Here is a 25,690-nt window from a genome sequence, read left to right as displayed (position 1 = left end):
GTCACCGTTATTCATAATTATGAATTATTGGGCCTGGCAAGACACATTTCACCGTGTCGCAAGCCACCCCGATGCCATTGCATTCTTCCGTCCGGAGGCACCATGCGCATCATCCAGCAGGCCCTGTACCTCGAAGTCGCGGAGCGCCTGCGCGCCATGATCGACGAGCACGCGCTGATGCCCGGCGCCTGGATCGACGAGGCCGCGGTGGCCGAGTCCATGGGGATCTCGCGCACGCCGATGCGCGAGGCGCTCAAGGTGCTGGCCGCCGAAGGCCTGGTGCGGCTGGAGCCGCGCCGCGGCTGCTTCGTCAACGCCTTGTCCGAGCAGGACCTCGACGAGATCTTCCCGCTGATGGCGCTGCTGGAAGGACGCTGCGCCTATGAGGCGGCGCGCAACGCCACCGCCGAGGACCTCGATGCGCTCGAAAGCCTGCATGCCGACCTGACCCGGTATGCGCAGGCCGGCAATATCGACGCCTACTACGAAACCAACTACCAGATCCACGAAGCCATCCAGCGGCTCGCCGGCAATCGCTGGCTGTCTGGCCTGATCAGCGACCTGCGCAAGGTGCTGCGGCTGTCGCGCCACAAGAGCCTGAAGTTGCCGGGCCGCATCCGCGAATCCTGCGCCGAGCATCTGTCGGTGTTCTCCGCGCTCAAGGCGCATGACCCGGAGGGCGCCGAGACCCTGATGAAGACGCACTTGCTGCGCCAGCGCGGCGCGCTCAGGGCACTGGACGCCGCCGAGGTTGACGAGGTTGAAGTGGTTGACGATAGCGGTGGCGATCCCATCCCCGAAGCACAGCCCGGCCGCCTGCGCCTAGCCGGCAAATCATCCGTTGATCGATAGCAGCCTGGACAGCCGTTACGGATAGCCGGTATGGATAGCCGGTATGGATAGCCCTTATGGACCGCACTTACAGACAGCCAAAAGCAGGTACGCCCATGGATTCCCTCAGCAATAGCGAACAGAAAGTCAGCGCGCCCCTGAGCGGCTTTGAGCCGTCGGCGCCAACCCTGTTGTCCCGCTTTGGCCGGTGGTGGGGCCGCAAGGGCGATGGCAACGCCAAGCCGGATGTGGTTGCCGATGCCAAGGCACACGCCAAGGCCGTGGCGCTGCCGGCTCGCGTGCTGCGCCGGCAGCGCGAGCAGCTGCGCCAGTGCTTCGATGCGCGCCTGACCGACAGCGCGGCCAACGCCGCCGCGCAAACCTGGCGGGCCGAGTACGAAGCCGCGGGCGATGACGCACGCCAGGCCATGCTCGGCGTGCTGGCCGAAGTCGCCGCCAGCGGCAGCGCGCAAGCGGAGGACGAGGCCAAGGACGGCAATGCGGACAAATCCGCGTCCGGCCCGCCGCAGGCCACGTCCAACGCGCGCATCCGCTTCTTCAAGCGGCTGGCGGCCTTGCACGGGCAGGAGGGCGCAAGCGTGTGCGGCCTGCATTTCCTGATCGGCCTGCGTGCTGACATGCTGCGCTGGCATAAGCGCGTGCCGGGCCTGCGCCCGCTTGACGACGATCTGGAGGCGCTGTTTTCCAACTGGTTCGACGTGGGCCTGCTGGAACTGCAGCCCATCACGTGGGACTCGCCCGCATCGCTGCTGGAAAAGCTGATCCGCTACGAGGCGGTGCACGAGATCGCGTCCTGGGCGGACCTGCGCAACCGGCTCGATTCCGATCGCCGCTGCTATGCGTTCTTCCACCCGCGCATGCCGCGCGAGCCGCTGATCTTTGTCGAGGTGGCCTTCGTGCCCGAGATGGCCGCCAACGTCCATGCGCTGCTGGACGAAGCCGCGCCGCTGGAGGACCTGCGCCGCGTGAAGTGGGCGATCTTCTATTCCATCTCCAATACCCAGGCGGGCTTGCGCGGCGTGAGCTTTGGCAACTTCCTGCTCAAGCGCGTGATCGAGGAGTTGCAGCGTGAGTTTCCCAAGCTCAAGCAGTTCGCCACGCTCTCGCCCATTCCCGGGTTTGCCGACTGGCTGCGCAAGCGCGATGGCGACGCGGTGGCCAAGGTGCTGGGCGACAAGCGCCTGGCGCGCTGGAGCGAGCGCCACGGCACGCCACCTGCCGACGGCGCCGGCTGGCTGGCCGCGCTGCCTGCCGATTCCGAGGATGCGATGGTGCGCGATATCGCGCTGGCGCTGGCCGCGCATTACCTGGTGCGCGAGCGCCAGCAGGCGCTGCCGGCCGATCCGGTGGCGCGCTTTCACCTGGGCAATGGCGCCTGCGTGGAGCGCCTGAACTGGGCCGCCGACCTGTCGCGCAAGGGCCGTGCGCAGTCGTGCGGGATGATGGTGAATTACCTTTACGTGCCCGAGGCGCTAGATGACAATCTGGTGCGCCTTGGCAACGGATCCCCGCGCATGAGCCGCGCGGTGGGCAAGCTGTTGTAACCCTGGTCAGGTAAAAGACAAGGCCGCGGGCCGCGGGCCGCGTTCGTGGGCCATGCCAGCAGTTCTTCGTTTGACTTTCCACAGCAGAAGAGAAAAGAGAGAGGAGACAGAGTCATGAATCGTCGTCAGTTTCAACTGGCAGGGCTGGCTTGCGCGCTGGGCGCGGGTTTGGGCGCGGTAGCGCCCGTGGCACAGGCCGACACCTGGCCGTCCAAGCCGATCACCGTGATCGTGCCGTTCCCGGCCGGCGGCGGCACCGATGCCTTCGCCCGCCCGCTGACCGCGCAGCTTTCCAAGCAGCTCGGCAAGCAGTTCGTGATCGATAACCGCGGCGGCGCTGGCGGCACCGTGGGCGCGAGCATCGCGGCCAAGGGCGCGCCTGACGGCTACACCGTTTTCATCGGCGGTGCGCACCACGCCATCGCACCGTCGTTCTACAAGAAGCTCGACTACGACATCGAGAAGGATTTCATCCCCATCACGGTGATCGCGCAGCCGCCGCAGGTGATCGTGGTGAACCCGGCCAAGGTCTCCGCCAGCACGCTGGGCGAGCTGATCGCCTATGCCAAGAAGAACCCTGGCAAGCTGAACTACGCATCGGCCGGCAACGGCTCGTCCCACCATCTGGCGGGCGAGTTGTTCAAGCTGCAGACCAAGACCTTCATCACGCATATTCCCTACAAGGGGGCAGGCCCTGCGCTGTCCGACCTGATCGCGGGCCAGGTGGATATGGATTTCGACGGTCTTGGGTCTTCGGCCCAGCACATCCGCGCCGGCCGCATCAAGGCGCTGGCGGTGGCATCGACCAAGCGCTCGGCCGCGTTCCCGAACGTGCCCACCGCCGCCGAGGCCGGGGTGCCTAACTACGAAGTCTCCACCTGGTACGCGATGTGGGTGCCCAAGGGCACGCCCAAGGACATCGTCGACCGGCTTTACACCGAAGTGGAGAAGGCACTGAACACACCCGAGATAAAGCAGATCTGGCTTGCCAATGGCTCCGATACGCCGGCTTTCACGCAAGAGCAGTTCGCGCAGTTCCAGCACGCCGAGATCAAGCGCTGGGCGACGGTGGTGCAGCAGTCCGGCGCCAAGATCGACTGATGGAGGATAGCCGCATGGTTTCCGATGTTTCCGATGTTTCCGGCGCGCGTGGAGCGCAGGCATGAGCGGCACGGTAGCGTTCGCGCGTGAGGGCAACGTGGCCACGGTCACGCTGTCCCACGCTGGCAAGCTCAATGCCATCTCCGTGGCGATGTGGCGCGCGCTGGCGCAGGGCTTTGCGGATCTTTCCGCCGATCCCTCGCTGCGCTGCGTGGTGGTGCGCGGCGCCGATGGCAACTTTGCCGCTGGCGCCGACATTGCCGAGTTCCCCGAGGAGCGGGGCGATGCCGCCGCGCTGCGCCGTTACCACGAGGCGGTGATTGCGCCTGCGCTGGCGGCCATCGCGGGCTGCCTGCATCCGACGCTTGCCATGATCGAAGGGGTTTGCGTGGGTGGCGGGCTGGAGATCGCCTGCCATTGCGACCTGCGCATCGCCGCCGCCGACAGCCGCTTCGGCGTGCCGATCAACCGCCTCGGCTTTCCCATGGCGCCTGGTGAGCTGACCGGGCTGCTGGCCCTGGCGGGCCGCGCGGTGACGCTGGAGATCCTGCTGGAGGGCAGGGTGTTCGACGCCGCCGAGGCGCGTGAGAAAGGGCTGCTGACGCGCGTGGTGCCGGCAGCGGCACTCGACGACGAAGTTGCCGCGGCCGTCAAGCGCATCGTGGCCGGCGCGCCGCTGGCCGCCCGCATCAACAAGCAGAGCATCCGCCGCCTGGCGCCGGCGCCCGCGCCGCTCACCGCGGCGGAGCTCGACGCGCATTTCCGCTATGGCGACAGCGCCGACCATGCCGAAGGCGTGGCGGCATTCCTGGCGCGCCGGCCGCCGCGCTTCAGCGGTCAATAGCACGGGCAATCGCTTTCGGTATCATTGCCGACTATCGATCGGATTGCTCATGTGGATTGCCCATGCTATTGCCGATTCCGTTTTTCATCTTCCGCAATATGAACGCCAACCTGTTCGCCCTATTCGAATCCCGCTTCCCGGCGGACCGCAGTGCCTGCTGCATTGAAACCCACGACGGCCTCTACTACAGTTGGGACGATCTGGACCGCGCCACCGCCAAGATGGCCAACCTGCTGGCCGCGCTCAAGCTGCCCGAGGGCGCGCGCGTGGCAGTGCAGGTGGAAAAATCGCCGGAGGCGCTGTTCCTCTACCTCGCCACGCTGCGCGCGGGCTACATCTACCTGCCGCTCAATACCGCCTACCAGGAAGCCGAGATCGACTACTTTGTCGGCAACGCCGAGCCGGCGGTGGTGGTGTGCAGCAGCGCTAACTTCGGCTGGGTGTCCAAGGTGGCGTTCCGCCACGGCACCAAGCACGTCTTCACGCTGGACGATGACCGCTCTGGCTCGCTGTTGTCCCGCGCCGCTGCGCAACCGGACCGCTTCGCCACGGTGGCGCGCGGCGCCGACGAACTCGCCGCCATTCTCTACACCTCGGGCACCACGGGCCGCAGCAAGGGCGCCATGCTCACGCACGGCAACCTGGCCTCCAACGCCAAGACGCTGCATGCGTACTGGGGCTGGCGCAGCGACGATGTGCTGCTGCACATGCTGCCGATCTTCCACGTGCATGGCCTGTTCGTCGCGTCGCACGGCGCGCTCTTGGCCGGTGCCAAGATGATCTGGGCGCCCAAGCTCGACATGGCGCAGATCCTGAAATTCCTGCCGCGTTGCACGGTGATGATGGGCGTGCCCACGTATTACGTGCGCATGGTGCAGGAGCCGCGCTTTGACGACGACACCTGCCGCCGCATGCGCCTGTTCGTGTCCGGCTCCGCGCCGCTGCTGATGGAAACCTTCGATGCCTTTCGCGAGCGCACGGGCCACACCATCCTGGAGCGCTACGGCATGAGCGAGACCGTGATGCTGGTCTCCAACCCGTACGACGCGCAAGATGGCGAGCGTATCGGCGGCACCGTCGGCAAGGCGCTGCCGGGAGTGTCGGTGCGCGTGGTGGATGGCGACGGCAAGCCTTGCGCGGCGGGCGAGATCGGCAATGTGGAAGTGCGCGGCCCGAACGTGTTCAAGGGCTACTGGCGCATGCCGGAGAAGACGCAGGAGGAGTTCACCGCCGATGGCTGGTTCAAGACCGGCGACGTGGGCCGCTTTGGCGGTGCCATTGTCAGCCAGGCTGGCGAGCGCAAGGTGCCAGACGATTACCTGACCATCGTTGGCCGCAGCAAGGACCTGATCATCTCCGGTGGCTACAACGTCTACCCCAAGGAGATCGAGAGCTTTATCGACGAGATGCCGGGCGTGGCGGAAAGCGCCGTGATCGGCGTGCCGCATGCCGACTTCGGCGAGGCGGTGGTGGCGGTGGTGGTTGGCAAGCCTGGTGCCTCGCTGGATGCGCTGAGCCTGATTGGCGGGCTCAAGGGCCGCATTGCCAATTTCAAGGTGCCTAAGCGCGTGCACGTGGTGGATGAGTTGCCGCGCAACACCATGGGCAAGGTGCAGAAGAACGTGCTGCGCCAGCAGTTCGGGGTGCTGTAAGCACTGCCGCTCCTTGATGGCCATGCATCAAGGACAAGGATCAAAGACAAGGCCCCTGCCGCTTGCGCGGCAGGGGCCTTGTTCCGTGCCTTCTGCCTTGACCCTTGAGCCTGTGGCTTCGGACGGCGCTTACTTCAGCATCTGCACCGAGCCGTTCACCGTCACGGTGACCTGCGCCTTGCCGCCCTCGACCGGCACCGGCGCGGAATCAGCCATCATGGCCTTGGCTGCATACATGCGCGGCATCGGCTGCACCGCGCCAACCTCGCCCACCTGCACTTCACGGATGGTGTAGCTGCCGTAGCCGAACAGCTTGGTGGTGGCCTGGGCCTTGTCGCGGAACGAGGCCACGGCCTGCTCGGTCAGCCTGGTCTCGGCCGCCTGGCGGGCTTCGCGCGAGAGCGAGAAGCTGATGTTCTGCACCTGCATCTGGCTGGCGAGCTGCCCCGCGAGCTTGGACACGGCGGTGAAATCGCGCGATTCCAGAATCACCTCGGCGCGGCCGCGCCAGGTGCTGATGCGCCCGTTCTTGTCGTTGGACGGATAGATGGTGAAGCCGCCCGATTGGGCCTGCACGCCATTGGTACGCTTGGCCTGCGCGATCACGTCCGCGGTCTTGACCGACAGCGCCGAGGAGATCGCGCCCGGTTCCGCGCCTTCCTGCTCGGCGGCGAGCGTCAGGTGCACCACGTCGGTCGGCACTTCGGTGGCGGCCTGGGCGGACAGCGACAGCACGCCGGCAGGGGCCGGCTCGTGGGTCGGGCCGCCGCCCTGGGCGGCGGCAACCATGGCGGTAGTACCGAGCAGCGTGGCGGCAAGCAGATGTTTCATTGGATTCTCCCTTGTCAGACGATGGGGATCAGACGCGCCGCCCAGGTGATCGTTCCGCTACGTCGTGTGCGACCTTGTATCTACTTGTATCCGCGGCATGCATCGCCCGCACCTGCGGCCTCAGAACGCGTGCCAGGCCTTCCACATCATGTAGGCCGACAGGCTGAACAGCAGGCAGGCGAAGACTTTCTTCAACTGTGCGACATCCATGCGGTGCGCGGTGCGCGCGCCCAGCGGCGCGGTCAGCACGCTGGCAACCGCGATCACCGCCAGCGCAGGCAGGTAGATGTAGCCGAGCGAGCCGGCCGGCAGCCCGGTCTGGCCCAGCCCGCTCCACACATAGCCGATCACGCTCGCCACCGCGATGGGAAACCCGAGTGCGGCCGAGGTGGCCACGGCGTTGTGGATTGGCACATTGCACCAGGTCATGAACGGCACCGAGACAAAGCCGCCGCCCGCGCCCACCAGGCTGGACAGGAAGCCGATCACGCCGCCCGCGCCCAGCATGCCCGGCGTGCCCGGCAGTTGCCGGTGCGCAGCGGGCTTGCGGTTGCGCAGCATCTGCCACGCCGAAAAGCCTACGAATACAGCGAACAGCAGCGACAGCCAACTGGTCTTGAGCGCCGCGAAGACCTTGCCGCCGCCGATCATGCCGCCAATCAGGATGCCGGGCGCCAGGGCCAGCACCAGCTTCCATCGCACCATGCCGCGCTTGTGGTGGGCGCGCACCGAGGACAGCGAGGTGAACAGGATAGTCGCCATGGAGGTGGCGATGGCCATATGGACGATGGCCTCATGGGGGAAGGCCAGGGCGGTGAACAGCAGCGTGAGGAAGGGCACCATCATCATGCCGCCGCCTACGCCCAGCAAGCCGGCGCAGAAGCCGGTAAAGGCGCCGAGCAGCAGCAGCCCGGGAATCAGGGAAAAGCTCATGACGCGGATTCGACCTTGTTGGCGTTGTAGTTATGTCGTCGGCAGCCATTGTGTCATGCCGCTGCTGTGACCGTCGATGCCTGCCTAGCGCATCAGCCGCGTGGTGATGAAGCGCCATTCGGCCGGCGTCACCGGCGTGATCGACAACCGGTTGCCGCGGCGTAGCACGACCATGTCGGCCAGTTCGTCATGCGCGCGCAGGTCGGCCAGCGAGATCAGCGGGCCCTTGCCGATAAAGCGCACGTCAACCAGCATCCAGCGCGGCGCATCCGGCTTGGCGGCGGCGTCGTAGTAATCGCTCTTCGGGTCGAACTGGGTGGGATCGGGGTAGGGCTGCGAGCTGACCTCGGCCAGGCCGGCAATGCCGGGCTGCGGGCAGGAGGAGTGATAGAACAGCACGCCGTCGCCGATCTGCATGCCGTCGCGCATGAAGTTGCGGGCCTGGTAGTTGCGCACGCCGGTCCAAGGCAAGGTGCCGCGTTGGGCTAGCGTATCGATGCTGGCCTCGTCGGGTTCCGACTTCATCAGCCAGTACTGGCGGGCGCGCGCGGCGGCATTGGCTTGCGTGGATCGGCTCATGGGCGGGCAGGGCGGGCGTGACGTTGGCGACAGCGATATGGTGCAGCAAGCACGGCCAAAAGAAAACCGTCTGGCGGATGTGGGCCGCGGCGCAAAAACAGAGGGAGGGCACTGCAGAGGCAACGCAGGTCAACCTGCGGCACAAAAGGAAAAGGCGGTGGTTGAATAACCACCGCCTTTAGAGGGGTCCCCGCCTCGGCCGCTGGATCGGCATCCTGAACCCAAGTGAGGTTCAGAGTGGCTGCGGAAGCCGCATTTCGGGTACATCACCGGTTCAGGGAGTCCGGACTGCAACTATGAACCATGCGACGCGCTCGCCCACACGGCATAATCCCGCACCAACAAATGCTTATCGGTTCAAGGAATATGATCCTGACGAACCAGGCAGGGAAACTGTCAAACGTCTGACTTTCTTGCGCTGCCAAACGCGTACTGCTTTGGCATGGCTGTCAGACGTTTGCCGTTTCTAACTTGGATGGGATGAAAACGGCGGTCAGGCGCGATAACCCGACCTAAGGTGCCGCAACTATGTGGCTTGGTGCGGCTTGGCTCCACTATACACCGCGAGGCTTTCCATACCAAGCCCGTCTTTGCGTGTCGTTACATTTTGCTGACGCGCGCGGCATGTGGGGCACATCGGGCCGAAATCGCGAGCGTATCGCCGCCTGCCTGTGCCGTGCGGTACACCGCCGGCGCAGGGCAGGGCATCAGTTGCGCGGCACGGGCGAATTGGTGCCCACATGCGCGTACTGGCGCAGGGCTTCGTCCGCGCGCTCGTTCAGCTCGCGAATGCGCGCACGCACTGCATCAACGGGAATCGCGCCATCTTCTTGCTGCTTGCGCTTGAGCGAGAGCAGGTCCGAGGCGATGCTGATCGCGGCCATCACGGCAACGCGTTCCACGCCCTTGGAGGATACCCCGCCCTTGAGCCGGGTCATCTGGCCGTCTACCAGTGCCACGGCCTCCAGCAGCGCGGCCTCGTTGTCGGCGGCAATGGCGAACCGGTAGGACTGGCCGGCAATGTTGACTTCGACTTGCTTATTGCTCATGCGTTTTCTCCGGGTGCCTTCTGTTCGGCGCGGCTGGCCGCATCGCCTTCGCCCAGCAGGTCGAGCTGGCGGGCGTCGCTGGCGGTGGGCAGCTTGTCCAGGATCGACTGGATGCGCAACTGCGCTTCCTCGATCTTGATATTGAGCAGCTCGCGGTCGGCGGCCATGGCTTCACGGTCGCCGCGCAGCCGGCTGGCGTCGGCCTGCAGGCGTTCGATCTCCTCGCGCAGCCGCTGGTTCTCCGCCGCCAGGGTATCGGCATGGTGCAGCACACGCCCGATCTTGGCGGCGAGTTGTTCGAGTTCGGTGAGCATAGAGCCTGTCATGTCTAGGGTCTCGGGTTTTGGGATTTTAGCCCAAGCGCTATCGTGCGGACGGCGAACGCAGCCGTGTGTGACCGGGCCTGCGCGCCGAAGTTGCATGCATCGTCGTTTAACGGCATCCGTGGCGACGGCTTTATGCCTGTTTCCAGGCGCTTTCCCTGTGTTTTGCCGCGGCATTGACGCTTGCCTCGAAACTGCCTACACTCGCGCACGTTCCAGGTGCTCGTAATCCTATTCACTACAGGGTTGCAGTTCAACGGGAAACAGGGAGCCAGCCACCGCCGCCAGGGCGGGGCCGAGCCAACCTGTGCTGCCCCCGCAACGGTAAGCGACCGTGATCGCAAGATCGCAAGGCCGACCACTCAGCCACTGAACCGCAAGGTTCGGGAAGGCGGTCGGACTGGTGTCGTCAGCCCGGATACCGGCCTGAACGAGAGTGCGCCGCCCTCCCGCAGCTTCTTGCCGCGCCAGCCAGCGGCGCGCTTCGTCGCCAATTGGTCCGCGGGGGAACGGACCAGGCTGCTCTCTCCCACAATTCGCATCATGCGCTCATCGTCTTACAGGTCGAGCCGTCCGGCATTGCCGGCGCGCCACAAGACCGCCCCCGTTTCTGTCTCCCGACAAGTTTGCGCCACGCCCGTCGCCTTGCTGGCCCTGCTCGCCGTGTGCGCGCCCGGCGCCGCCATGGCTCAGGCCAGCGAGGCTGCCGCCGTGCAGCCGGCTGCTGACGCGCAGCTTGCGCCGGTGGTGGTCAGTGCCAACCGCACTGCCCAGCCGATCACCGAGGCGCTGCCGCACACTACCGTGGTGACCCAGCAGGACATCGTCAACTCGCAGGCGATCGATCTGCGCTCGCTGCTGCGCACGCAGGCCGGCGTGGAGTTTGCCGCCAATGGTGGCCTGGGTTCCAATACCACCCTGTTCATGCGCGGCGCCAACGGCAACCAGACGCTGATCCTGATCGATGGCGTGCGCGTCTCGTCGGCCAGCAGCGGCACGGCCCAGTTGTCGAACATCCTGCCCGACCAGATCGACCATATCGAGATCGTGCGGGGCAACGTCTCCGCGCTGTACGGCTCGGACGCGATCGGCGGCGTGGTGCAGATCTTCACCAAGAGCGGCGCGGGCCAGGCCCCGGCGGCCAACGCGCAGATCGAGTACGGCAGCAACAATACGCGCCAGGGCACGGTGGGCTATGGCGGCCAAGTTGGCGACACCTCATTCAATATCACCGGCTCGGCCATCAAGACCGACGGCTTCTCGGCCATCAACACCAAGCAGCAGCCCAAGGCCAATCCCAACGACAACCCCTACGACAACAAGAGCGTTTCGGGCCAGGTCAAGCATCGGTTCACCAGCGACTGGGACGCCGGCGTCACCGCCTACTATTCGAAGAGCAAGCTCTCCTACGACAGCACGACGGGCAAGCCTACCGATGTCTGGTGGATGAACAGCGAGCTTTACACGGTATCCGCCTTTGTCAACGGCAAGATTACCCGTGACTGGAGCACGCACTTCAAGGTGGCCCAGAGCGAGGATCGCAGCGAGAACACCAAGAATGGCCTGTTCGACAGCCGCTTCAATACACGCAACCGCCAGTACACCTGGCAGAACGAATACGCGCTGGCGCCCACGCACACCTTGCTGTTCGGCACCGAATACCTGCAGCAGGAGTTCGATTCCAGCTCCTATGCCGCGCCCAACCGCAACGTGACCTCGGTGTTTGGCGGCTACGACGGGCGCTTGGGCAAGCATCAGTTGCAGCTCAATGTGCGCAACGACCATTACTCGGACTTCGGCAGCCAGGCCAGCTACTTCGCCGGCTATGGCTATAACCTGACCAATGCGTTCAAGCTGATCGCCAACGCCAGCAACGCCTTCCGCGCGCCGACGTTCAACGAGCTTTACTATCCCGGCTACGGCCAGCCGAGCATCAAGCCCGAGCGCGCCAAGTCGTTCGAGCTGGGCGCGCAATACAACACCGATGCCGCCGGCCTGCTGCGCGTGACCGCGTTCGAGACCCGCTACGACAACCTGATCACCTCGGCGCTGCAGCCCAACGGCCTGTACCTGGCGCAGAATGTCAACAAGGCCAAGGTGCAAGGCATCGAAGCCTCCTGGCGCGCCAAGCTGATGGGCACCGACGTGGGCGCGAGCATCACCTTCCAGAATCCGGTGGATGAGCAGAGCAATACGCAGCTGCTGCGCCGCGCACGCCGCCATGCCGCCTTCGACGTGGGCCGCCAGTTTGGCGCCTTCCGCCTGGGCGGCGAGTGGATCATCTCCTCGACGCGCATGGATAGTGGCTCGCGCACGTTGGGCGGATACGGTATCGTCAACCTCAATGCCCGCTATAACATCGACAAGCAATGGTTCGTGGCCGCCCGTGTGGAAAACCTGTTCGACAAGAACTACCAGCTCGCCTATCCCTTCAACACGCAGGGACGCGCCGGCTTTGTCACGCTGGGCTGGCGTCAGAAATGACAATGAGGATGGCTGCCTGACATGCGCCGCGCGCTAGCCATCTGGCTGATGCTTGCCGCCGCCGGCGTGGCGGTGTTCCTGCTGTCGCTGGCGGTGGGCAGCGTGCCGTTGTCGGGTGCGCAGGTCTGGCACGCGCTGTGCGGCGGCGCCGACGATACCGCTGGGGCCATCGTGCGTGAGCTGCGGCTGCCGCGCGCGGCCGCGGCGTTCGCGTGCGGCGGCCTGCTGGCGCTGACCGGCGCGCTGATGCAGGTGCTGCTGCGCAATCCGCTGGCCGAGCCCTATGTGCTCGGCGTATCGGGCGGCGCGGCCACCGGTGCGCTCACCGCCATGCTGATGATGTGGCCACTGTGGACGGTGCAGGCCGGCGCGGCCGGCGGCGCGCTGTTCTCGATGGTGCTGGTGGCCACGCTGGCGCGGCGCGACCTGCTGCATCCGCAGGTGCAGGGCGGGCATCATGAGGCCGGCTCGCGCCTGCTGCTGACCGGCGTGATCCTGGCCGCCGGCTGGGGCGCACTGATTACCCTGATCCTGAGCGTGGCGCCCGAGGCCCGGTTGCGCGGCATGCTGTTCTGGCTGACCGGCGACCTGGGCGGCACCGCCAGCTACGGCCTTGCGCTGGGTGCGCTGGCGCTGGCCGTGCTGCTGGCCATGCCGATGGCGCGTTCGCTCAATGCCATGCTGATGGGCGAGACCGTGGCGCAGGCGCTGGGCGTGCGTGTCGGCGCGGTGCGCCTGTCGGTGTTCGTGCTGGCCTCGCTGGCGATCGCGGTGGCCATTACCTCGGCCGGCTCGATCGGCTTTGTCGGGCTGGTGGTGCCGCACCTGGTGCGCCTTGCCTGGGGCAATGACCAACGCCTGATGTTGCCTGCCTCGGCCTTGCTGGGCGGCACGCTGCTGATGGCGGCCGACCTGGTGGCGCGCACGGTGATTGCGCCGGCGCAGTTGCCGGTGGGCGTGATCACAGCGCTGCTGGGCGTGCCGACCTTTCTCTTTCTCCTGTTGCGCAGGCCGCGCTGACTACCATGCCGACCTGGAACGAACCCGTCTGCGCTTGTCCTTCGCTGGTGCTGCAGTCCTTGCAGTTGCGCGCCGGCGCGCGTGCGTTGCTTGATGGCTTGAGCCTGTCCATGCAGGCGGGCGAGCTGTGGTGCGTCGTGGGTCCGAACGGTGTCGGCAAGTCCACGCTGATGTCGGTGCTGGCCGGGCTGCGCAAGCCGGACGGCGGCGTGGTGCTGCTGGATGGCCGCGCGCCGCTGGAGACGCCGCCCGCGGCCCTGGCATTGCGCCGCGCCTACCTGCCTCAGGCGGTGCACGACACCTTCTCGATGTCGGTGCGCGACGCCGTGGCGGTGGGCCGTCACCCGCATCTCTCCGGCTGGGGCTGGGCCGGCCGCGAGGACGACGCGGTGGTTGCGGCAGTGATGCGCGAGATGGATCTCGATGCGCTGGCCGGGCGCGATGTGCTGACCCTGTCCGGCGGCGAGCGCCAGCGCGTTTCGCTGGCCGCCACGCTGGCGCAACAGGCGCCGCTGCTGATGTTGGACGAACCCGCCGCCCACCTCGACCTGCGCCACCAGATCATGGTGCTGGAAACGCTGGCCCGGCTGACACGCGCCGGCCGCCACGCCATCGTGGTGATCCTGCACGACCTTAACCTGGCGCGGCGCTACGCGACCCATGCTTTGCTGCTGGCCGAAGACGGCCTGTGCCTGCATGGCCCCGCCGCGCAGGTCCTGACCCCCGCGCATTGCTCGCACGCGCTGCGCACGCCCATTGTCAGCGTCAGCGACGGCCGCCATACCGCGCTGATTGCCGACGGGGCGCCTTCTCCCGCACCAGACGAAACCCAACATGACTGAACCCAAAGCTATTGAAACTTCCACGTCGGAAGATGCCGCCCGCGACGAGCGGCACAAGGCGCGCATGCTGCGCAAGAAGGATGTCGTGGACGCCAAGATCGCCGCGGCGCAGGACGAGCGCGGCGTGATCGTCATCACCACCGGCAACGGCAAGGGCAAGTCCAGCTCCGGCTTTGGCATGGTGGTGCGCGCGCTTGGCCATGGCATGCAGGCCGGCGTGGTGCAATTCATCAAAGGCGCGATTCCCAGCGGCGAGGAACTGTTCCTGCGGCGCTTTCCGGAGCAGTGCGCCTTCCATGTGATGGGCGAAGGCTACACCTGGGAGACGCAGGATCGCGCACGCGACGTGGCCAAGGCCCAGGCCGCGTGGGAGGTGGCGCGCTCGCTGCTGCGCGACCCGTCGATCGGGCTGGTGCTGCTGGACGAGCTCAATATCGCGCTCAAGCTGCACTACCTGGATGTCGACACCGTCATCGCCGACCTGCGTGCCCGCCCGCCGATGCAGCACGTGGTCATCACCGGCCGTGGCGCGCCGCCCGCGCTGATCGAGGCGGCGGATACCGTGACGGACATGACGCCGGTCAAGCATGCGTTTCAGCAAGGCATCAAGGCCCAACGTGGCGTCGAGATGTAAAACGTCTATTCTTGTTCCAGCGAATCGATTCTTTTCTCAGCCACGCCAAGAAATACCATGCAGTTACCCGCCATCGCCCCGCTCGACGCCTCCCTGCGCCCGACCTTGCAAGCCGCCATCGATGCCAAGACCAAGCCGCTCGGCGCGCTCGGCCGGCTCGAAGACCTGGCCTTGCAGATCGGCCTGATTACCGGCAGTGGTACGCCGGAGCTCAAGCGTCCCGCGGTGATCGTGTTCGCCGGGGACCACGGCGTGGCCGATGCCGGCGTGAGCGCCTATCCGGCCGAGGTCACGGCGCAGATGGTGCTCAACTTCCTGGCCGGGGGCGCCGCCATCAATGTGTTTTCGCGCCTGCACGGGCTGGCACTGGAAGTGGTGGACGCGGGGGTGCGCGCGCCGCTGCCGTCCGCGCCCGGGCTGGTCAACTGCCGCATTGCCGCGGGCACGCGCAATTTTGCCGTTGAGCGCGCCATGAGCGCGGAGCAGGTGCAGGCGGCGCTCACCGCCGGCATGGCGCGCGTGCTGCGCCACGCGCAGCAGGGCAGCAATGTGATTGGCTTTGGCGAGATGGGCATTGCCAATACCTCGTCGGCCGCTTGCCTGGTGAGCCGGCTTACGGATACACCGATCGAGGATTGCATTGGCCGCGGCACCGGCCTGGACGATGCGGGCCTCGCGCGCAAGCGCGCGGTGCTGGCGCAGGCGCTGGCCCTGCACGCGGACGCGGTGGCGCCGCTCGACGCACTGGCCGCCTTCGGCGGCTTCGAGATCGCCATGATGACCGGCGCCTTCCTGGCCGCGGCCGCCAGCCGCATGGTGATCCTGGTCGATGGCTTTATCGCCTCGGCCGCGCTGCTGGTGGCGCAGCGCCTCGCGCCCGAGGTGCTGGAATACTGCGTGTTCTCGCATTGCTCGCACGAGCACGGCCACCGGCGCCTGCTGGATCATTTCGGCGCCGAGCCTCTGCTGGCGCTGGACCTGCGCCTGGGCGAGGGCACCGGCGCCGCGCTGGCCTATCCGCTGGTCGCATCCGCCGCAGCCTTCCTGCGCGAGATGGCTACCTTCGGCGCGGCCGGCGTCAGCACCGCGTCGTCGTAGACCGCGGCACGCTCCCGCTACCTGGTCCAACGCACCTGTCCATGCTCGACGAACTTCGCTACTTCCTGACCGCCGTCGGCTACTTCACGCGGGTGCCGGTGCCGCGCTGGGTCGGCTTTGCGCCGCACTACCTGAACGCGGCGGCGCGCTATTTTCCGCTGGTGGGGTTGCTGGTCGGCATGCTGGGCGCGCTGGCTAGCTGGGGCGCGCTGCAATGGTGGCCGCCGGGCGTGGCCTTGCTGCTGGGCATGGCTGCGACACTGCTGGCCACCGGCGCTTTTCACGAGGACGGCCTGGCCGACTGCGTGGATGCCTTCGGCGGTGGCTACCGGCGCGAGGACGTGCTGCGCATCATGCACGACTCGCGCATCGGGGCATTCGGCGCCATCGCGCTGGTGGTGGCGTTGCTGCTGAAGTGGCAGTTGCTGGTGGCGATTGCCGCGCGCAGCGGCATGGTGGCGTTGCTGCTGGTGCTGGTGGCCGCGCATGCGGCCAGCCGCGCCATGGCGGTGAGCTATCTTGCCACGCTGGACTACGTGCGTGCCGAAGGCAAGGCCAAGCCGGTGGCGCAGCGGCTGTCCGGCATCGGGCTGGGTTTCACGCTGCTTTGCGGTGCCTTGCCGCTGCTGCTGGTGTCGCCGCTGTTTGCCGCTGTGGTGATCGTTGCCTTGGTGGCGCTGCGCTTTTTGCTGGGACGCTACTTTGTTCGCCGCATTGGCGGCTACACCGGCGATTGCCTCGGCATGGCGCAGCAGCTGGCCGAGTTGTTGATCTATCTGGTGGCGGCGGCATGGACCTGGTCCTGATCCGCCACGCGGCGCCTGAGGTTGCGCAAGGGATCTGCTACGGCGCGCTTGACCTGCCGCTGGCGCAGCCCGTTTTGCCCGAGCCTGCTCGCATGCTGCTGGCGCTCGATGGCCTTGCGCCGCAGCGCATTGTTTGCAGCACGATGGCGCGGGCTCGCGCGACGGCTGATTTGCTTGCGCGGGATTTCGGGGTGGTGCCGCAAGCCGATGCGCAGTTGCGCGAACTCGATTTTGGCCGTTGGGAAGGCCTCGCATGGGACGCCGTGCCGCGCGCCGAGCTCGATGCGTGGGCTGCGGATCTGCTGCATGCGCGGCCTCATGGGGGCGAGACCGTCGCGCAGGCGATGGCGCGTGTGGCGGCTTGGGCCGATGCCTTGCCGGTGGATGCGCCGGACCGGCTGTGGGTTGTTGCGCATGCGGGGCCGATGCGTATGTTGGCGGCGCACTGGCTCGGGGTGCCGCTGGCTACTACGCTGGGGTGGGATCTTGGTTATGGGGCGAGTTGCCGGTTTACGCTGGGTGGCGGTGTGGCGAGGTTGCGGTGGTGGAATCGGGTTTGAGTTGATTGGTGTCGGGTTATGACTGCAGATGCAACGGCTTAACGTCAAGGGCAACTTCAACTGCGGTTTCACCACCCCTGCGGGGCGGCGACCTACTTTTTTGTCTTGCCAAAAAAGTGTCAAGTCCTGACATAGGTTGACAGGTTTTGTGGCGCCGTGGGCGCCTAGCGTTCCAAGGTAATAGACGCCCGATGAACCTCATCGGGCGTTTTGTATTTCAGGGCTTGATGGGGGCGTTCACGGTTATAGATCTGTACGGACTCCTTCACCATGCGAGCCGCTTGCTGCAGGTCAGTTGGTCGGTTCAGCAGGAATTCGCTCTTGAGGATGCCGTTGATGCGCTCGGCCATGGCGTTCTGGTAGCAGTCGTAGCCGTCGGTCATGGAACAGGTCAAACCGTGCCGCTGATGGATGGCCTGGTAGTAGGTCGCGCAGTATTGAATTCCTCGATCCGAATGATGTACCAGCGTCTGCCGGGTCCGGCGCGAGCGTAGTGCCATTTTCAGCGCCTGGCTCACCTGCTCGGTCTGCAGGCTGTCATGGACATGGTAGCCCACGATCTTGCGCGACCAGGCATCCGTAACAAGACTCAGATAGACGGTCTGCTGGGTGGTGGGAAGGTACGTAATGTCAGCGACCCAGACCTGCTCGGCCGCCGTGGGCACTACCTTCTGCGGCCCCTCCTTGAGAAGATTGGGATGGCACCGGAAACGGTGATGGCTGTTAGTGGTCTTGTGATACGCCCGATGCGGTTTCACGAGCAGCCTGGCTGCGCGCAGAACATCAAATAGCCGGTCTCGGCCCACCCGGATATCTGCCTTCGCCAGCGGCGCCTGCAGAACCCGCTGCAGTTTTCGCGTGCCCAAACGGGGTTGGCGCAGCCGCACTTCGGTGACCAATGCGCAGATCCTGGCGTCTCGGGCCGTTTGTCGAAGCTCGCTGTGGCGGCGCTTGTAGTACGCCTGGCGACTGATGCCAAAGTAACGGCAAGCCCTGCTAACGCTTAGCCCTTGGACGAGCTCTTGCGCGAGGACTTGCCCGAAGGCTTTTTTACGACGCGTACCCCGTGCTCCTTCTGAATCACGTCGATCACTGCTTCGAACAGTCGCGCCTTCTCCTGCGCCTCGCGCAACTGGACTTCCAGTTCCTTGATGCGCTGCTCCGGCGTGCGGGGCTTGGCTTTACCTTGCTTTTCCATCGTCGCGTACCGGGCGCCCTGTGGCAACGAGCCGCTCCAGTCCTGTAGTCCGTGCTTGCGTAACCATACCAGCACCGTGGACCTCCCCTGGATTCCGTACTTGTGTTGCGCCTGCTTGTACGTCAGTTCGCCTTTTTCCACTTCCTCAACGACCGCCAGCTTAAAAGCCAGCGTGTAGTCGCGTTGGGTTCGTTTCCGATCTATATCCAAGACACTCTCCTCATTGCTGCGGGAAAAGTGTCAACCTTAGTCAGGACGGGTCAAAGTAGGCAAAAAAGGCGCGCCGGATGGGGCGACTACCTCCTCGGGATTCGACGAAAAGAGCGGCCGGGACCCAAACTCGCATCGCCTTGAGGCGATACTCAGACATGGGTCCCTCTTTTCCGCTCTTTTCGCCGAATCCCGAGGCGCCCCATACGGCCTTGGCACACCTTCACGGCTCGCTTCGCATCGCGCTTGGGTGATTTCCGCCCCTCGGGCGGGAATCACGGCTACACCAGTTGGTTGATTTTGCCGCTGCTTGGCTCCCCTCTCCCACTTGTGGGAGAGGGGCCGGGGGAGAGGGCGGGCGCTCGTCAAGTACGGGATGTCAGGCCTGACCCTTGACCTGTCTTGCTCCTATTGCGCTGGCCGTTTGCGCCGCGCGTCGTCCAGGTCCTTGCACACGACCTGCGCGCCTTGGGCGATGCGTGGGCCGGCTCGGTTGACCAGGTCGCCGTCGATGGCGTAGAGGTTGCCACGCGCCACGGCGGTTACCTGTTTCCAGCGTTCCCACATGGCGAAGTCCGGCAGCGGCCGGTCGGAGCGGGTCGCGCCCATGCTGGCAGTCATCATGACTTCCGGATTGCCGGCTACCACGGATTCCACCGAGACCGTCGGCACCAGCAGCGCTTCGTTGGCGAACAGGTTGCGCCCGCCGCATAGCGCGAGCACGTCGCTGATCAGGTGCTGGCCGCTGAGCGTCATCAGGGGTTGTTGCCATACCTGGTAGAACACCGTCACCGGCGCACGCGCCGCATAGGTCTGGCGCAGCTTGTCGATCTGCTGGCGAAAGCTGGTGGCGGCGCTGTTGGCGGTGGGCTCGGTGCCGAGCAGCACGCCCATTCTTTCGATGTTGCTGGGGATGCCTTCGAGCTTGCGCGGCTCGCTGTAGAACAGCGGCAGGCCGAGCGCGCGCAGGCGGTCGGTTTGTTTCTGCGCATTGCCGTGGCGCCACACCACGATCAGGTCGGGCTTGAGCGCGGCGATGCGTTCCAGATCCAGCGCCTTGTTGTCGCCGACGCGCGGGATGTCGCGGGCCTGTGGCGGGTAGTCGCTGTAGCTTACGGTGCCGACGATGCGCGAGCCGCCGCCGGCGGCGTAGAGCATTTCGGTGACGTGCGGCGCGAGCGAGATCACGCGGCGCGCGGGCTGGTCCAGCGTGACGGTCTGGCCGGCGTCATCGACCACGGATACGGCGGCGCCGGCGTGGCTGCAAAGGAGGCTGCCCAGCAGCGTGGCGAGGGCCAGCAGGGCACGGGTAGTGATCGAGGTAGGGGTCATCGGGCGTTAGCTGGATAGGATGCTGCTGTCGGAGCGCGTTGTTGCAAGGGCTTGGGCCAGTGCCGCGTCGAGCCGTTGCCATGCGGGCTCCTGCGCTGGTGGCAAACCCAGGCGCAGGCTTGGCAACGCGCCAGGGATGCCCGGCGGCGCGTCGAACAGCCGCGTCCACACGCCTTGCCGCGCGAGCGCTTCGTGCAGGCGCGCGGCATCGGCATGCGGTACCCAGCTGAACAAGGGGCGTCCCACGGGCGTCAGGCCGTGCTTGCGCAACAGTGTCGCGAGCCGGATGCCGGCTTGTTGCAAACGGTCGCGCGTGGCGGCCTGCCAGGTGCGATCGGCCAGGGCCAGGCGCGCCACCGCGCGTGCGGGGCCGGCCACGGTCCAGTGGCCGAGCTGGTCGGCCAGCGCTGCCAGCAATATAGGCTCGGCCAGCACAAAGCCGCAGCGCACGCCGGCCAGGCCGTAGAACTTGCCCAGCGAGCGCAGCACCACCATGCCGGGGCGATCCGCCAGCGCGGCCAGCGAGCGCTCGGGTGTGCAATCCATGAAAGCTTCGTCGAGCAGCAGCGTGCCGCCACGTGCGGCGAGATCCGCGTGCCATGCCCGCAGCGTGGCTTGCGCGAGCGTGCGCCCGGTTGGGTTGTTCGGGTTCACCACCACGAGGTGATCGAGTTGCGCGGCCAGGTCCTCACGGGCGAAATCCGTCTCCGCGAGCGGCACAACCTCATGCCCCGCGCGGGCGAAGGCGGGAGCGTATTCGCTGTATCCCTGCACCGCCACGCCAACGCGCCCGGGCCTGAGTAACTGCGGCAACGTGCGGATGGCGGCCTGCGAGCCGGCCACCGGCAGCGCGCGCGGCGCGCCGTAGGCCTGCGCGGCCAGCTCGGCCAGGCCGTCGTCATCCTGCGGCAGCCGCAGCCACGCGTCGGCGGGCAGGGCTGGCACGGGATAGCCGTCCGGGTTGATGCCGGTGGAAAGATCGAGCCAGTCTTCGACCGGACGGCCATGGCGGCGCGCGGCGGCGAGCAGGTCGCCGCCGTGGCGGATCGGAGTACTCATGCTAAGCCGTAGTGGAGAAGGGCGGCGCTGGCGCCGGAAGCGGCCAGCCACAGCCACAGTGTGCGCTGAACAAGGCGCAGGCAGGCATGCACATCGGCCGCGCCCGGCGCGTGGCCCATGCCCAGCGGCGGGCGCTCTTCCCATTCGCCGTGATAGCGGGCGGGGCCGCCCAGCGCCACGCCGACGGCACCGGCGCCGGCCGCCATGACCGGGCCTGCATTGGGGCTGGACCATGCCGGTGCCTGCGCGCGCCAGCAGCGCAGCGCCTGGGCAGTGCGCCCGAGCAGCGCGTACGAGAGCGCGGTCAGGCGGGCGGGCGCCAGGTTGAGCACATCGTCAAGCCGCGCAGCCGCCCAGCCGAAATACAGCAGGCGCGGCGTGCGGTAGCCCCACATCGCATCGAGCGTGTTGGCCAGGCGATAGGCGACCACGGCGGGCGCGCCGCCGACCAGGAACCAGAACAAGGCGCCGAAGATGGCGTCGTTGCCATTCTCCAGCGCCGATTCGCAGGCGGCGCGGGCCAGCGCTTCGGTATCCGCGTCGGTGGTGTCGCGCGAGACGATGCGTGCCGTGAGCTGGCGCGCATCGGCGAGATTGCCCTGCGTGAGCGCCGTGGCGATCGGCGCAATATGCTGGGCCAGGCTGCGCGCGCCCAGTGCCGCGTAGAGCGCCAGCGCTTGCAGCAGCCACGCCAGCGCCGTGCTGAACTGCGCGGCGGCATGCACCAGCAGCGCGGCCAGCGCGGCCGGCACCAGCACCATCAGCGCCCAGGCGGCCAGGCCGGTGAGCCGCTGACGCAGCGGCGCGCCGGCCTGGCCGCGGTTCAGGCGGCGCTCAAGTGCTGCGGCAAGGCGGCCGAAGCCAACCAGCGGATGCCAGCGGCGCGGCTCGCCCAGCCATTGGTCCAGCAAGACGCCGGCCGCGGCCGCGGCCACGCAGGCTTGCCAGCTGAATAGGGGAAACGGCCACCATGAGGACAGCGATGGCAGCGATGGCAGCCACGACATCACGCCGGGTCGGCGCCTTTCACGCTGACAGGGATACCGGCCACCAGCAGGCGCACGCGGTCCGCGGCGGCGGCCAGCTTCTGGTTCAGGCGGCCCAGCTCGTCGACATAGAAGCGGGTGATGGCGCCCATCGGCACCACGCCGAAGCCGATCTCGTTGGAGACCAGGATCACATGCCCGGGCAGGGTGGGCAGCGCAGACAGCAGCGCGTCGATTTCCTCGGTGAAGGCGGCCGGTGGCGTTACCAGGCCATGCTCGGGGTAACTGCGCGCATCGAGGAACAGCAGGTTGTTGAGCCACAGCGTGACGCAGTCGACCAGTATGCAGCCATCGTGGGTGGCATGGGTATATAGCGCATCCGCCAGATGCAGCGGCGCTTCGACCAGGCCCCACTCGGCCGGGCGCCGCGCGCGGTGCAGCGCGATGCGCACCTCCATCTCTTCGTCGGTGCTGTCCTGGCCGTGGCGTGCGGTAGCGATATAGGTAACGGGGCCGCCGGTGGCAGCGGCATGGTCGGCGGCCATCTGCTCGGCAAAGTGGCTCTTGCCGGAGCGCGCGCCGCCCAGCACCAGCGTGAGCTGGCGCGCGCGGCCCGGGACGGCAGCGGCGTGCGGCGCGGGTGCAGCCTGGGGCGAGCGTTCGCTGGCCGGCGCATGGGTGGATGCGCGCACGGGCTCGGTGGCGGTGGCGGAAGCGTTGGCCGGGGTCATCCGGGTATTGTAGCGGGCGCATCCATGGATCGCACGCCCGCATTGGCCAGCGCACAGGGCAGCGCCGCTGGCCGCCGATGCGATAATCCCACGATGCAAAAAAATTCCTCCGAAGCCGCTGGCGCGGCATTGCCGGGTGGCTTGCGCGGTACCTTGATGGTGCAGGGCACCACTTCCGACGCGGGCAAGAGCACGCTAGTGGCGGGCCTGTGCCGGGTGCTGGCGCGCGCCGGCGTGCGCGTGGTCCCGTTCAAGCCGCAGAACATGGCGCTCAACAGCGCGGTCACCGCGGACGGTGGCGAGATCGGGCGCGCCCAGGCCTTGCAGGCCGCCGCCGCCGGGCTGGCGCCGCACACCGATATGAACCCGGTGCTGCTCAAGCCGAGCAGCGATACGGGCGCTCAGATCATCATCCACGGCCAGGCGCGGATGGACCTGGACGCGCGGGCCTATCACGCCTACAAGCCGGTGGCGATGCAGGCGGTGCTGGCCTCGCACCAGCGTCTGTCCAGCGCCTACGAGGTGGTGATGGTGGAAGGCGCTGGCAGCCCGGCGGAGATCAACCTGCGCGAGCGCGACATCGCCAATATGGGTTTTGCCGAAGCGGTGGATTGCCCGGTGGTGCTGGTGGCCGACATCGACCGCGGCGGCGTGTTCGCCCATCTGGTGGGCACGCTGGACTGCCTGTCGGCGTCGGAGCGCGCGCGCATCAAGGGCTTCATCATCAACCGCTTCCGCGGCGATATCGCGCTGCTGCAGCCCGGGCTGGACTGGCTGGAGGCGCGCACCGGCAAGCCCGTGCTGGGCGTGCTGCCCTACCTGCACGGCTTGCACCTGGATGCCGAGGACGCCATCATCGGTGCGCAGGCGGCCAAGCGGGGCGAACTGCTGCGCGTGATCGTGCCGGTGTTGCCGCGCATTTCCAATCACACGGATTTCGATGCGCTGCGCGCGCATCCGCAGGTGGACCTGCGCTTTATTGGCCCCGGCATGCCGATCCCGCCGGCGGACCTGATCGTGTTGCCGGGCAGCAAGAGCGTGCGTGCCGACCTGGCTTTCCTGCGTGCCAATGGCTGGGAGCCAGCCTTGCTGCGGCACCTGCGCTATGGCGGCAAGGTCATCGGTATTTGCGGCGGCATGCAGATGCTGGGCCGGCGCGTGGATGACCCGGCAGGCAATGAAGGCAAGGCCGGCAGCAGCGAAGGCTTTGGCCTGCTCGATTACGACACCGTGCTGGCGCCGCACAAGCAGTTGCGCGTGGTGAGCGGCAGGCTGGCGCTGGATGGCGCCACCGAGGCCACCGAGGCCACCGTGCAGGGCTACGAGATCCATATGGGCGTGACCACAGGCCCCGCGCTGGCGCGCCCGGCGCTATGGCTGGAAAGCGAGCGCCCGGACGGTGCGCAATCGGAGGACGGGCAGGTGCTGGCCTCCTACGTGCACGGGCTGTTCGACCAGCCGCAGGCTTGCGGCGCACTGTTGCGCTGGGCTGGGCTGGCGCGGGCGGAGGGCGTCGACCTGGCCGCGCTGCGCGAGGCCTCGCTGGAGCGCCTGGCGGACACGCTCGTCGCCCACCTTGACATGGGTGCCTTGCTGGCGCCGCTCCAGGCGCCGTAGTGGATGTCAGGGCGGCTGTCAAAGCGGCTGTCAAAGCAGCTGTCAAAGCAGGCTCGGCCGCCCGCCGCGCCAACTGCTAAACTCGCACGCGGGCCCGCTCCGCCAGGGCCCGGCAGCGGCCAATGGCAGGGCCATGGCGGAACCCGGAGCGGCGCGCCCGCCGGCAGCGCTGCCATGGAAAGCCATTGCGGAGACAACCATGCCCGTAGTCGTGATCGCCAATCCCAAAGGCGGCGTAGGCAAGACCACGCTGGCCACCAACCTGGCGGGCTACTTCGCCAGCGCCGGCCACGCCGTGATGCTGGGCGACACGGACCGGCAGCAATCCTCGCGAGCCTGGCTGGGTTTGCGCCCGGCCTCGGCACCGGCCATCCGCACTTGGGACATCAGCGCCAACCAGATCGCGCGCCCGCCCAAAGGCACTACCCATGTGGTGCTGGATACTCCGGCCGGCCTGCATGGCTGGCGCTTCAACGATGTGATGAAACTGGCGCACCGCGTGGTGGTGCCGCTGCAACCGTCCCTGTTCGATATCCTCGCCACCCAGGATTTCCTCACCCGGCTCGCCGATGACAAGCGCGTGCGCCACGGCGAAGTGGAGGTCGGCGTGATCGGCATGCGGGTCGACCTGCGCACCCGCGCGGCCGAGCAGCTGCAGCGCTTTGTCGCGGGGCTGGGGCTGCCAGTGCTGGGCTTTCTGCGCGATACCCAGAACTACGTGCAGCTTGCCGCGCACGGCCTGACGCTGTGGGACGTGGCGCCGTCACGCGTGGCGCGGGACTGGGAGCAGTGGCAGCCGATCATCGGCTGGCTGGAGCAGCCGGCGCTGGCCAGGCGCCCAGCCGCCTGAGCAAGGCATCCACCGACGGCCAGCTTACCCGGCGCACGGCCACGATCAGATCGGCGCCGGGAAACTGGTCGTCGAACGCCTCGCTCTCCACGCCGTCAAGGCGCCGGTAGAACTCGCGCGCCTGGCTGTTGCCGTCCAGCACATAGAGAAAGAGGGGCTGCCCGGGCCAGCCAGCGGCGGCACGCTGCGCGCAATGCGCGAAGAGACGCTTGCCAAGCCCTAGCCCGTGCCATCCCGGCATCACATGCAAGTTGTCCAGATACACGCCATATTGCGGCTCGGTCTCGGGTTGCAGGCAGGCAAAGCCGGCCGGCGTGCCGTCCACGCGCACGAGCGTGACTTCCACCGGGCCGTCTGCGCCTTCCACCAGGCGAGCCTGCCAGGCTTGCGCGCGCTGGGCCGGCGCTTCGCGCTCCAGGTAATCCGCCGGCAACAGGCCACTGTAGGCATGGCGCCAGCTCTGCGCGTGCAGATCGGCAATCAGCGCGGCATCGTGCGGGCCGGCAGGCAGCAATTCGATGGAATGGGTCATCTTCAAGGGAGTCGTCCGGGGCC

Annotated in this window: 25 protein-coding genes, 1 other RNA gene and 1 riboswitch; of the genes, 14 read left to right on the top strand and 12 right to left on the bottom strand. The window is 67.0% G+C overall.

The window, feature by feature from the left end:
• The first annotated feature begins 102 nt into the window (after nt 1-102).
• The 5 genes from RR42_RS16190 (at nt 103) to RR42_RS16170 (ending at nt 5,993) form a co-directional block, all read left to right on the top strand.
• Nucleotides 103-852 carry a GntR family transcriptional regulator gene (locus RR42_RS16190; RefSeq protein ID WP_043348884.1) on the top strand — a complete coding sequence of 250 codons (750 nt, stop codon included), beginning with the start codon at nt 103-105 and terminating at the stop codon, nt 850-852.
• 95 nt (nt 853-947) lie between these two features.
• Complete coding sequence (locus RR42_RS16185; RefSeq protein WP_043348882.1) at nt 948-2,396, top strand: malonyl-CoA decarboxylase domain-containing protein; 1,449 nt, start codon at nt 948-950, stop codon at nt 2,394-2,396.
• A gap of 114 nt (nt 2,397-2,510) precedes the next feature.
• Nucleotides 2,511-3,497, top strand: coding sequence for a Bug family tripartite tricarboxylate transporter substrate binding protein (locus tag RR42_RS16180; protein WP_043348879.1), 987 nt, complete (start codon nt 2,511-2,513; stop codon nt 3,495-3,497).
• 61 nt (nt 3,498-3,558) lie between these two features.
• Nucleotides 3,559-4,341, top strand: coding sequence for an enoyl-CoA hydratase/isomerase family protein (locus RR42_RS16175; RefSeq protein ID WP_043348874.1), 783 nt, complete (start codon nt 3,559-3,561; stop codon nt 4,339-4,341).
• A 98-nt stretch (nt 4,342-4,439) separates the two neighbouring features.
• The gene (locus RR42_RS16170; RefSeq protein WP_043352228.1) at nt 4,440-5,993 is read left to right on the top strand and encodes a malonate--CoA ligase; all 1,554 of its coding nucleotides are present in this window, start codon (nt 4,440-4,442) and stop codon (nt 5,991-5,993) included.
• A 129-nt stretch (nt 5,994-6,122) separates the two neighbouring features.
• Here the strand turns inward: RR42_RS16170 and RR42_RS16165 are convergent, their stop codons facing one another.
• The 6 genes from RR42_RS16165 to RR42_RS16145 all read right to left on the bottom strand — a co-directional run bounded on the left by RR42_RS16165 (nt 6,123) and on the right by RR42_RS16145 (nt 9,699).
• A complete protein-coding gene (locus tag RR42_RS16165) occupies nt 6,123-6,824 on the bottom strand; it encodes an SIMPL domain-containing protein (protein WP_043348871.1) in 702 nt (233 codons plus the stop codon).
• A 120-nt stretch (nt 6,825-6,944) separates the two neighbouring features.
• Nucleotides 6,945-7,757, bottom strand: a complete 813-nt coding sequence (locus tag RR42_RS16160; protein ID WP_043348867.1) for a sulfite exporter TauE/SafE family protein — start codon at nt 7,755-7,757, stop codon at nt 6,945-6,947.
• Between the two features lie 84 nt (nt 7,758-7,841).
• Nucleotides 7,842-8,336 carry an EVE domain-containing protein gene (locus RR42_RS16155; protein WP_043348862.1) on the bottom strand — a complete coding sequence of 165 codons (495 nt, stop codon included), beginning with the start codon at nt 8,334-8,336 and terminating at the stop codon, nt 7,842-7,844.
• Between the two features lie 183 nt (nt 8,337-8,519).
• A non-coding RNA gene (ssrS, locus tag RR42_RS38125) (6S RNA) lies at nt 8,520-8,730 on the bottom strand.
• Nucleotides 8,731-9,043: 313 nt separating this feature from the next.
• On the bottom strand, nt 9,044-9,385 hold the full coding sequence (locus RR42_RS16150) for a cell division protein ZapA (RefSeq protein ID WP_043348859.1): 342 nt from the start codon (nt 9,383-9,385) through the stop codon (nt 9,044-9,046).
• Nucleotides 9,382-9,699, bottom strand: a complete 318-nt coding sequence (locus RR42_RS16145) for a hypothetical protein (protein WP_043348857.1) — start codon at nt 9,697-9,699, stop codon at nt 9,382-9,384. Before RR42_RS16145 ends, RR42_RS16150 begins: the two co-directional genes overlap by 4 nt.
• 209 nt (nt 9,700-9,908) lie before the next feature.
• Nucleotides 9,909-10,153, top strand: a riboswitch (cobalamin riboswitch).
• A 98-nt stretch (nt 10,154-10,251) separates the two neighbouring features.
• Here RR42_RS16145 and RR42_RS16140 point away from each other — a divergent pair.
• The 7 genes from RR42_RS16140 to cobC are packed head-to-tail and all read left to right on the top strand — an operon-like array spanning nt 10,252 to nt 17,152.
• A complete protein-coding gene (locus RR42_RS16140) occupies nt 10,252-12,192 on the top strand; it encodes a TonB-dependent receptor plug domain-containing protein (RefSeq protein WP_043348855.1) in 1,941 nt (646 codons plus the stop codon).
• A gap of 21 nt (nt 12,193-12,213) precedes the next feature.
• Nucleotides 12,214-13,212 carry a FecCD family ABC transporter permease gene (locus RR42_RS16135; protein ID WP_173430688.1) on the top strand — a complete coding sequence of 333 codons (999 nt, stop codon included), beginning with the start codon at nt 12,214-12,216 and terminating at the stop codon, nt 13,210-13,212.
• A gap of 5 nt (nt 13,213-13,217) precedes the next feature.
• The gene (locus RR42_RS16130) at nt 13,218-14,054 is read left to right on the top strand and encodes an ABC transporter ATP-binding protein (RefSeq protein WP_043348847.1); all 837 of its coding nucleotides are present in this window, start codon (nt 13,218-13,220) and stop codon (nt 14,052-14,054) included.
• Entirely contained in the window at nt 14,047-14,688 is a 642-nt protein-coding gene (gene cobO, locus RR42_RS16125; RefSeq protein ID WP_043348842.1) for a cob(I)yrinic acid a,c-diamide adenosyltransferase, read from the top strand. The genes RR42_RS16130 and cobO overlap by 8 nt, the downstream gene beginning before the upstream one ends.
• Nucleotides 14,689-14,745: 57 nt before the next feature.
• Entirely contained in the window at nt 14,746-15,786 is a 1,041-nt protein-coding gene (gene cobT, locus RR42_RS16120; protein WP_043348838.1) for a nicotinate-nucleotide--dimethylbenzimidazole phosphoribosyltransferase, read from the top strand.
• Nucleotides 15,787-15,827: 41 nt separating this feature from the next.
• Nucleotides 15,828-16,592, top strand: a complete 765-nt coding sequence (locus tag RR42_RS16115) for an adenosylcobinamide-GDP ribazoletransferase (protein WP_043348835.1) — start codon at nt 15,828-15,830, stop codon at nt 16,590-16,592.
• Entirely contained in the window at nt 16,577-17,152 is a 576-nt protein-coding gene (cobC, locus tag RR42_RS16110) for an alpha-ribazole phosphatase family protein (RefSeq protein WP_043348832.1), read from the top strand. Before RR42_RS16115 ends, cobC begins: the two co-directional genes overlap by 16 nt.
• A gap of 164 nt (nt 17,153-17,316) precedes the next feature.
• On the opposite strand, the gene RR42_RS16105 is transcribed toward cobC, so the two are convergent.
• The 5 genes from RR42_RS16105 to cobU all read right to left on the bottom strand — a co-directional run bounded on the left by RR42_RS16105 (nt 17,317) and on the right by cobU (nt 22,668).
• Nucleotides 17,317-18,560, bottom strand: a protein-coding gene (locus RR42_RS16105) for an IS3 family transposase (RefSeq protein WP_144409723.1) whose coding sequence is annotated in 2 segments (ribosomal slippage) — nt 17,317-18,204 and nt 18,207-18,560 — 1,242 coding nt in all. Because the reading frame shifts where the segments join, the coding sequence is not laid out codon by codon here.
• Nucleotides 18,561-18,968: 408 nt separating this feature from the next.
• Nucleotides 18,969-19,892 (bottom strand): cobalamin-binding protein, encoded by a 924-nt coding sequence (locus tag RR42_RS16095; RefSeq protein ID WP_052494660.1) that lies wholly within the window; start codon nt 19,890-19,892, stop codon nt 18,969-18,971.
• A 6-nt stretch (nt 19,893-19,898) separates the two neighbouring features.
• Entirely contained in the window at nt 19,899-20,951 is a 1,053-nt protein-coding gene (gene cobD / locus RR42_RS16090; RefSeq protein WP_043348828.1) for a threonine-phosphate decarboxylase CobD, read from the bottom strand.
• Nucleotides 20,948-21,958, bottom strand: coding sequence for an adenosylcobinamide-phosphate synthase CbiB (gene cbiB, locus RR42_RS16085; RefSeq protein ID WP_052494659.1), 1,011 nt, complete (start codon nt 21,956-21,958; stop codon nt 20,948-20,950). The genes cobD and cbiB overlap by 4 nt, the downstream gene beginning before the upstream one ends.
• Entirely contained in the window at nt 21,958-22,668 is a 711-nt protein-coding gene (gene cobU, locus RR42_RS16080; RefSeq protein ID WP_144409832.1) for a bifunctional adenosylcobinamide kinase/adenosylcobinamide-phosphate guanylyltransferase, read from the bottom strand. Before cobU ends, cbiB begins: the two co-directional genes overlap by 1 nt.
• A 156-nt stretch (nt 22,669-22,824) precedes the next feature.
• Here cobU and RR42_RS16075 point away from each other — a divergent pair, with 156 nt between their 5' ends.
• A complete protein-coding gene (locus RR42_RS16075) occupies nt 22,825-24,285 on the top strand; it encodes a cobyric acid synthase (RefSeq protein WP_043352221.1) in 1,461 nt (486 codons plus the stop codon).
• 199 nt (nt 24,286-24,484) lie between these two features.
• Nucleotides 24,485-25,135: a ParA family protein gene (locus RR42_RS16070; protein WP_043348822.1), complete on the top strand. Its 651-nt coding sequence runs from the start codon at nt 24,485-24,487 to the stop codon at nt 25,133-25,135.
• On the opposite strand, the gene RR42_RS16065 is transcribed toward RR42_RS16070, so the two are convergent.
• Entirely contained in the window at nt 25,086-25,667 is a 582-nt protein-coding gene (locus RR42_RS16065) for a GNAT family N-acetyltransferase (protein WP_043352219.1), read from the bottom strand. The genes RR42_RS16070 and RR42_RS16065 overlap by 50 nt on opposite strands.
• Nucleotides 25,668-25,690 lie beyond the last annotated feature (23 nt).

The sequence above is a fragment of the Cupriavidus basilensis genome, assembly GCF_000832305.1.
In the GTDB taxonomy this organism is placed as follows: domain Bacteria; phylum Pseudomonadota; class Gammaproteobacteria; order Burkholderiales; family Burkholderiaceae; genus Cupriavidus; species Cupriavidus basilensis_F.
Note: the sequence above shows the minus strand (reverse complement) of the source record. Positions and strands in the feature narration are given on the sequence as shown.